Origin of the sequence: Leptolyngbya sp. FACHB-711 (assembly GCF_014695615.1) — a bacterium.
In the GTDB taxonomy this organism is placed as follows: Bacteria; Cyanobacteriota; Cyanobacteriia; order Elainellales; family Elainellaceae; genus Leptolyngbya_A.
The window spans coordinates 1-7,565 of sequence record NZ_JACJOR010000431.1 but is presented as its reverse complement, the minus strand read 5'-3'; the positions used below and the strand labels follow the sequence as shown (position 1 = coordinate 7,565).

General features: G+C 49.3%; 6 protein-coding genes and 1 pseudogene. 1 reads left to right on the top strand and 6 read right to left on the bottom strand.

What is annotated here, in order from left to right; genetic code table 11:
- From H6F80_RS19185 to H6F80_RS19160, 6 genes are all read right to left on the bottom strand, one after another.
- On the bottom strand, positions 1-806 hold an 806-nt coding region (locus tag H6F80_RS19185; RefSeq protein ID WP_190793127.1), incomplete at its 3' end, for an ABC transporter permease.
- A 57-nt stretch (positions 807-863) separates the two neighbouring features.
- Positions 864-1,931, bottom strand: a complete 1,068-nt coding sequence (locus tag H6F80_RS19180) for an aliphatic sulfonate ABC transporter substrate-binding protein (protein ID WP_190793126.1) — start codon at positions 1,929-1,931, stop codon at positions 864-866.
- 71 nt (positions 1,932-2,002) lie between these two features.
- Complete coding sequence (ssuE, locus tag H6F80_RS19175) at positions 2,003-2,563, bottom strand: NADPH-dependent FMN reductase (RefSeq protein WP_190793125.1); 561 nt, start codon at positions 2,561-2,563, stop codon at positions 2,003-2,005.
- Positions 2,564-2,666: 103 nt separating this feature from the next.
- Positions 2,667-3,803: an FMNH2-dependent alkanesulfonate monooxygenase gene (gene ssuD, locus H6F80_RS19170; RefSeq protein ID WP_190793124.1), complete on the bottom strand. Its 1,137-nt coding sequence runs from the start codon at positions 3,801-3,803 to the stop codon at positions 2,667-2,669.
- A gap of 216 nt (positions 3,804-4,019) precedes the next feature.
- Positions 4,020-5,033 carry a sulfonate ABC transporter substrate-binding protein gene (locus H6F80_RS19165; RefSeq protein ID WP_190793128.1) on the bottom strand — a complete coding sequence of 338 codons (1,014 nt, stop codon included), beginning with the start codon at positions 5,031-5,033 and terminating at the stop codon, positions 4,020-4,022.
- 420 nt (positions 5,034-5,453) lie between these two features.
- A complete protein-coding gene (locus H6F80_RS19160; RefSeq protein ID WP_190793123.1) occupies positions 5,454-7,010 on the bottom strand; it encodes an FAD/NAD(P)-binding protein in 1,557 nt (518 codons plus the stop codon).
- 198 nt (positions 7,011-7,208) lie between these two features.
- Here H6F80_RS19160 and H6F80_RS19155 point away from each other — a divergent pair.
- Positions 7,209-7,565 (top strand): annotated as a pseudogene (locus H6F80_RS19155) (Crp/Fnr family transcriptional regulator); the annotation flags it as partial.

The window sequence follows — 7,565 nt, the reverse complement described above, 5'->3', positions numbered from 1 at the left end:
GAATCTTGCCAGCTTAAAAACCGCTTGCCGATCGCCGCTAACAGCAGATCTGTTAATTTGCCGCAGAGCGCAAACAGGAGAATGCTAGCGATAATGATGTCTGGTCGCCCCGTCGTTTGTCCGTCTACTAGTAAATAGCCCAGTCCGCTGCTGGCTCCCATAATTTCTGCTGCAACGACAAACATCCAGCCTAGTCCCAATCCGCTCCGCAGTCCCACAACATAGGTAGGCAGTGTTGCAGGCAGAAACACACGCCAGATGAGCTTGAATTGGCTGAGCCGATAAACCTTACCGACCTCAACTAATTTACGATCGACATGCTGAATTCCAGTCATCAGATTGAGATACACGGGGAAGAATACGCCTACAGCAATCAGGGTAATCTTAGAAGATTCATAGATGCCCAACCAGAGAATGAATAAGGGAACCCAGGCGAGAGAGGGAATATTACGCAACGCCTGAAGCAGTGGATCAAGCAAGCGATAAGCTACACGAGAATAGCCAGTGAATGATCCCAGAATCGTTGCGGCGAATGCTCCGAGGAAAAATCCGAGCAATACCCGATAGAAAGTTACGGTGATGTGCTCGAATAGCTCTCCGGACAACGTGAGGCCCAGAAGGGTAAAGGCGATCGTAGAAGGCGCAGGCAACAGATTTGGAGGAAAGACACTCGCCGCAGAGAAAATCTCCCAGAGGACAAGCAAAATTGTTGGAATGAGCAGTCCAACCCATCCACTGGAAGACGACTGACTTTGAGAAGGAACTCGATTGAAGATGCGCAACGCCGGTGCAGCAAAACGATTCATGGGCAAACCCGTTGAAGATTCACTGGAAAGATTCACTGGAAAATTTGAAAAGCTGTTCTAAGGCTTGACCACTTTTTTCACAAATTCTGGATCGATTAAGTCTGTTGCAACTTGCTCCACGTTTATCGAAGACTGAATTACACCGCTCTTTTTCAGTACATCTCCGGCGGCTGTAATCACGGTTCTTTGACTATCGCCGATCGTAGAGTTCGATAAATCGGTTCGCCCAAGCTGCTTTGCTGCCACTGCATCGCTCAACTTGGCTTCCTTCGTCAGAATTGCCCTCAATTCACTAGGATTGTCGATCGCCCACAGCCGCGCCTTTTCGTAGGCTGCGATCACTCGTTCCACATAAGCAGGATATTCCTGAACAAATGCCTCCCGCACGTTCAGAACGCCTTGACTAATGAAGTTTGGGTTGCGATAAAACAGGCGAGATCCTTTCTCTAGCTCCGTTTTTGCCATGTGGGGATCGAGTCCTGCCCAGGCATCAACATCGCCCCGCTCCAGAGCCGCTCGACCGTCTGTATGTTGAAGTGGAACCAGTTCAATGTCTTTCTCAGAGAGCCCAACTTCATCTAGAGCACGTAGCAAAAAGATGTAAGGATCAGTTCCTTTGGTTGCTGCAACACGCTTTCCCTTTAAATCCTCAACTTTGTTGATTGGGGAATCTGCCCGCGTTACGAGAGCCGTCCACTCTGGCTTCGAGTAAACGTACACTGCTTTGATAGGATTTCCATTCGCTTTTCCAAGCAGTGCAGCTGCCCCTGCGGTTGAGCCAAAATCAATACTGCGGCTATTGAGGAATTCTAGAGCTTTGTTGCTGCCGACGCTCTGAGTCCATTCTACTTTGACATTATCCTTCGCTAACTCCTCCTCCAGCCAGCCTTTTTCTTTGAGAACTAGGCTTACTGGATTGTAGTAAGCATAATCCACTTTAATTGTGTCAGGTTTAGCAGCAGCCGAGCCATCTGGAGCCGTCTGAGCCGTTTGACTACTGCAACTGCTAACGACCAGCACTAGACTAAGCGCAACGGAAAATAGAGCCGCAAATCCGGGTAGATATTTAGCCGTAAAGCGGCGACGGATTGCTTTGAGATCGATGAATCGACTGAACGTTTTCATGGGGGGCGATCGGATTAATGAGATAGGTAAAGTGGAAGAGAATGTTTGCAGTTTAGGTTCACAATCGTTATTTAACGACCTGCGCCAACCGCGAAGCGAGTAGGTTGAATGATTGAAACCAGCTCATACACAGAATTTTGCAAACGCTGCTCAATTTCGCTATCAATAAACTGGTATTCGCCGCTGTCTTGCTTTTGTAATTGCGAATCCACAATGTACACACCTGCGAGAATACTTCTTGCACCCAGTGTGGAGAGAACGGGCTTCAGTGCGTAGTCGATCGACAAAAGGTGAGCGATCGTGCCTCCTGTTGCGATTGGAAGAATGACTTTACGAGAGAGTGCATTCTGCGGCAGCAAATCGAGTAATGCCTTTAATACGCCTGTATAAGCGGCTTTATAGACGGGTGTAGAGATAATGACTGCATCAGCAGATTCGATCGCAGCAACAACCTGCTTGATATCCGGGTGATCAAATTTAGCAAACAGCAGAGCCTCCGCATTGATGTCTCGAACGGAGACAATCTGGTGATCAATCTGTTCACGGTCAAGAATCTTCTGAGCGTACTCTAGAACTGCGTAGGTTCGGGAGGGATGCGCCGGACTTCCACCAATTAGAACAACCTTCGACATGACAAGCAACTCCTAAAATTTTCAAAGTCTCCCCCTTGCGCTTTCAAAGCAGCAATCAACAAATGGGGAATTTAGAGGGGAATGCAAAACACAAGATACTTCTCTAGCTGGGACTGACGGGGAGCTTGTCGTTGGCCATAATTTCCCCGATCGGGCTCATATAACGACTGGGAGCCAACAGCGGTACATTCTCCAGCGGCAGTTTCGGAAAAACAAGTTCGGCAAAGCGATATGCCTCTTCCAGATGGGGATAGCCGGACAGCACAAAGGTGTCAATGCCAAGATCGGCATACTCCTGCATTCTTGCTGCGATCGTATCCGAATCACCAACCAGAGCAGTTCCCGCACCACCCCGTACTAGACCAACGCCTGCCCAAAGATTAGGGCTGACCTCCAGGCTGTCACGCTTACCGTTGTGAAGCTGTAACATCCGACGCTGTCCTTCTGACTCGGCTTTACCCAGGGCTGCTTGTGCTGCTGCGATCGTCTGATCGTCTAGATATTTAATCAAATCATTGGCTGCATCCCAGGCTTGCGCTGTCGTTTCACGGACAATAACGTGTAGCCGAATTCCAAATCGGAGGGTGCGTCCCTGCTCGGCTGCCAATCGCTTCACCTCGCTGATTTTTTCTGCAACCTGTGCAGGCGGTTCGCCCCAAGTGAGATAGAGATCGACGTGCTTTGCGGCAACCTGTTTGGCGATCGCAGAAGATCCCCCAAAATACAGCGGTGGATAGGGTGTTTGCACTGGGGGAAATAGCAGTCTGCCGTTTCGCACATCCAGGTGTTGACCTTGGAAGTTAACGGTTTCACCCTGCATCACTTCGCGCCAAACCGATAGAAACTCATCCGTTAGCTCATAGCGTTCGCTGTGGCCGAGATGCACACCGTCTGCTGCCATTTCTGCGGAGTCGCCACCTGTCACGACGTTAATCAGTAAGCGACCTTGAGACAGGCGATCGAATGTAGCTGCCATCCGAGCCGCAACGCCAGGAGAAGTCAAACCGGGACGAATCGCCACCAGAAACTTCATTCGCTTCGTCACCGGAACTAAAGACGCAGCTGTAATCCAGGCATCTTCACAGGATTTGCCCGTGGGAAGCAGTGCCCCGAAGTAGCCCAGTGAGTCGATCGCGCCTGCTAATTGGCGCAGGTATTCGGGCGTAATCGCTCTGCCGCCGACCGAGGTGCCTAAATAACGACCATCTCCGTGAGTGGGAATAAACCAAAGTACATTCATCGAAAATGCCTCAAATTCGTTTGACGACCAAATGTTGCAGCAATTGAGTTAGCCTGAGTGAGTCAAGTCATTCAGAATTTATTTGAGAAGGTGGTGTGCTGATCCAAACTGCCTTTCTAGCTATCTAATTCTGGGAAACTGCACTTGCTGATCGGTTCGAAGTTTCCTAGTGGAATTTAGGGGGCAATGCAGAATTTTCACTTCTCAAACAAGTTCTTAACCTTTCCACACAGCATCATTAATGTTGATTGATTTGGGAATTAGCTTCAGCTTGTAGAATGTATCTGCAATTTGCTGCTGACCATTCACCACTTGGGAATCGATCGGTTTAACACCGTATCCTCGTCGCGTTTCTGCCAGATCCAATGACGCTTTATCGATCTTTAGTTCCGCTGAAAGAAACTGCGCTACTTCATTAGCATTCCCTTTTGCCCAATCGCTTACCTTCGTCAGTTCATCCACAACAGCTTTTACCAAAGCAGGCTGTTCGCTTGTAAACTTCTGGGTGGACAGGAAGAAACCATGGTTTGCCACAATGCCTTTGCCGTCACGAAGGACTCTTGCACCAAGTGCCTTTTCGGTCGCGGCAAAAAACGGATCCCAAATTACCCAGGCATCCACACCACCTTGCTCAAAAGCAGGACGCGCATCACCCGGCGGCAGAAACACTGTTTGCACATCGGTATAGCTCAAACCTGCTTCCTCCAACGCTTTTACCAGCAGATAATGGACGTTGGAGCCTTTGTTGAGCGCGACTCTCTTGCCCTTTAAATCAGCCACGCTTTGAATTGGTGAATCTTTGCGAACCAAAATTGCTTCTGCGGCTCCACCCAATGGCTCATAGGCAACGTAAGCCAGCGGTGCGCCTGCTGCCTGAGCAAAAACAGGTGGCGTTTCTCCCGTGTAGGCAAAGTCGATACTGCCCACGTTCAACGCTTCCAGCATTTGCGGTCCCGCAGCAAACTCGTTCCACTCGACGGTTGTTTCTTCTGATTGCAGGCGTTTCTCCAAATCACCCCTACTTTTAAGGAGATTCAGAGCCGTTGCCGACTTCTGATAACCGATTCTCACGACCGAGTTGGTGGCCGCAGGAGCCGCAGGCGCATTTGTAGGGCGATTGGTTGCACTGGGAGCCGTGCAGGCAGCGACCGCCAGACTTAAGCCCAAACTTACTACCATGAGCAAGAAGAAGCGTCGGGTAGGGGAAAGGCGCATCCTGGAGGGTGTCATTGCTTGATAGCAGCGGGATGCGCCAGAGAAAAGCTTTACCGTAAGAGAATCAAACCATCGCCACATGAGAATTTCCAGAAGAAGTTAAGTCTGAGTAAGAAGCCTTAAACGTTGCTTGAAGTCCAACTAATGTGCGCTATTGCGATCGAGCTGTACAAATCAATCTGTTCAAAACCAATCAATTTAAGGCTGTAAATCAAGTCCTTTGGGGAAGTGTTCTTGATGCTGAATCAACCTTTTTCTTCCAGGAAACTTGCTTTGTATTGACCTTAAAGCAATCCTGAACTAAGGAAGAGCCAGAAACGAATCTACGGTAATTTGGTAGGGTTACCGATATTTGCATAAACAGCACTATGCCATAGTGCGATCGCAATTGCAAGCGTTTTTCAATTCGATCTGGCTTGAATTAGAGATCGCAAGTTAGTGGTCGCAGGCTATCACTTTCTTTCGGTAATCAATTGCTTCATCGGAAGAAACTGCTTCGTTGCCGCTGAACTTAGATTTGTTATTGGTAAAGGATTTGAGGAGCGTCTGGGCAACTCGCTGCCCTTGGATGCGAATTTCTGGAACAGCAGTGGTTTCCCAAAAATTGCCCTTTCGGGGAGAACCAATCGTAAAAATTTGTTGAGAGATCCTGCCCTCGTCATCGATCAATGCCCCATTTTCTGCAACTGCTAAGCCCAGATGAAGCGGATCAGAACAAACAAGTCCTGTAGCCAGAAGCTGTTCAATCAGAGGACTATTAACTTGGCGATAGTCACATTCAGAACCAGTACAGTTCAACACCAGATGCGATCGCACCTCGATCAAATCCTGACTTCCGCGTTTGCGAATGACTGTGGTCACCTCTGATCGCGTTTCGTGGAAAGCTTGAATACGTCCGGCATGGATCTGAAGTTGTCTAGTATGCAGCAATTGATTCAATTCCTGGGCAATCGTGGGCGCAACTCGATGTCGATGCACCTCCCAGTAGGGACGCAGATGCCGCAAAAAGCGACGCTGTTCTTCTAGGGACAAACGCTGCCAGAGCGATTCTGTTTGGGGGCGCAGTGCATCCATGACCGATCGCCAGTCATACCCCTGAAGTCTTGCCCGGTCGACTTCCTGCCGCACCCATCGCCAGAGCGATCGCACTGTCCTGCCTTCAGGCAAAGAAACGTTGTAAGCCGGAACCAATTGGTGTGATTGGGGGATTAAACCCCGACGGGAAACCAGATGAATTGCTCCGCAGTGTCCGCGCTGCTTCAGGGTCATTACCTGATCGATCGCCGTCAACCCTGACCCAATCAGGAGAACGGAGGCTGAGGAGGATAAACGGCTGAGCCAATCTTCATTCCAGGCTGATCTCACATATCGATCGCTCTCATAAAAACGAGAATCTGATATCGCCGGGTTACGAGGTGGTGGATTGCCAAAAGCAAGAACAACGCGATCGACAACGAGAGAGATTCCGGTTTGTAAAACAAGTTCTAGCTGAGATTGCTGGGGATGAATTGCCGTGACGATATCTCTATGACATCGTAAATGAGCGATCGAGGAATACCTGACTGCATCCTGTAGCACCGACTGAATATATTCCCCATAAATTCGGCGGGGAACGAAAGCAGCAATATCAGCATCGGACGAGAAATTGTGCTGGAGCCAGTGCAGGAAATGATTTGGCTGATCCGCAAAGAAGCTCATCTTACCGGCAGGAACATTAAGCAGATGGCAATCCTGCCTGGTTCCGTACGCGACTCCTTCACCGATCGAATTTTGATCAATCAAAAAAATCTCTAGAGGGTTAGTTGCCTGTTTCAGTAGATGAACAGCAACCATAACGCCACTCAGCCCACCACCCACAATGCCGATCCTCATAGAAGCTGAGGCGAACGATTTTGCTGGGATTGTAGTGCGCATCGTCCGATCGCTGAGCCACTGTGAAGCCGTTTCACGCTCGGTGTAATCAAGCAGTTGAGGATCAATCAAATGAGTCATGCAGGCTCTCCAATCCTTCTAATCTTGCTGGCTAATGTTTCTGAGCTGCTTGGATGAAACGAAATTGAATTTCAATTGAATTGTAATTCAGCCAGAATTTATGTCAAGAGCAGAGTCCCTTGAAGCCGCCCCCTGAAGATGCGATGATGGGTAGATAGTTGAGCGGCAAATCTGACCTTCAGACTGGCACTTTGGGCGATGGGCAAGCGCACCGAACGCAACCTGCTAGACATCCTGGTTCAACAGAATTACCTGTTCAAGAATCTGGATAAGAAATGGCTGGCAGCACACCTTCCGGTCGAGACTCTGGTTGCCGAAAAGATCTATTCCAATCGATTGGTTTACACCGCGTTCCGTCCCGATTCCTACATTGAGGTGCTGTACCTGATTCTGGAAGGCGGACCTGTGATTATTCGTAGTGCCCCACTCGATCGCATTATTGCCCTCAGCTATCCGGGCGGCTGTTTTGGGATGCGCAGTTTACCTGTTGGTTATGGCAGTGCAGGCTATGCGTTTCCCAGCCAAGTTGAAGCATACAAAACGACAAGCGTGATC

What these genes read in the sequence shown, in the direction of transcription:
- ssuD (WP_190793124.1), bottom strand. Translation starts at nt 3,803, where the DNA reads ATGAATGTACTTTGGTTTATTCCCACTCACGGAGATGGTCGTTATTTA.
- H6F80_RS19160 (WP_190793123.1), bottom strand. Translation starts at nt 7,010, where the DNA reads ATGACTCATTTGATTGATCCTCAACTGCTTGATTACACCGAGCGTGAA.
- ssuE (WP_190793125.1), bottom strand. Translation starts at nt 2,563, where the DNA reads ATGTCGAAGGTTGTTCTAATTGGTGGAAGTCCGGCGCATCCCTCCCGA.
- H6F80_RS19165 (WP_190793128.1), bottom strand. Translation starts at nt 5,033, where the DNA reads ATGACACCCTCCAGGATGCGCCTTTCCCCTACCCGACGCTTCTTCTTG.
- H6F80_RS19180 (WP_190793126.1), bottom strand. Translation starts at nt 1,931, where the DNA reads ATGAAAACGTTCAGTCGATTCATCGATCTCAAAGCAATCCGTCGCCGC.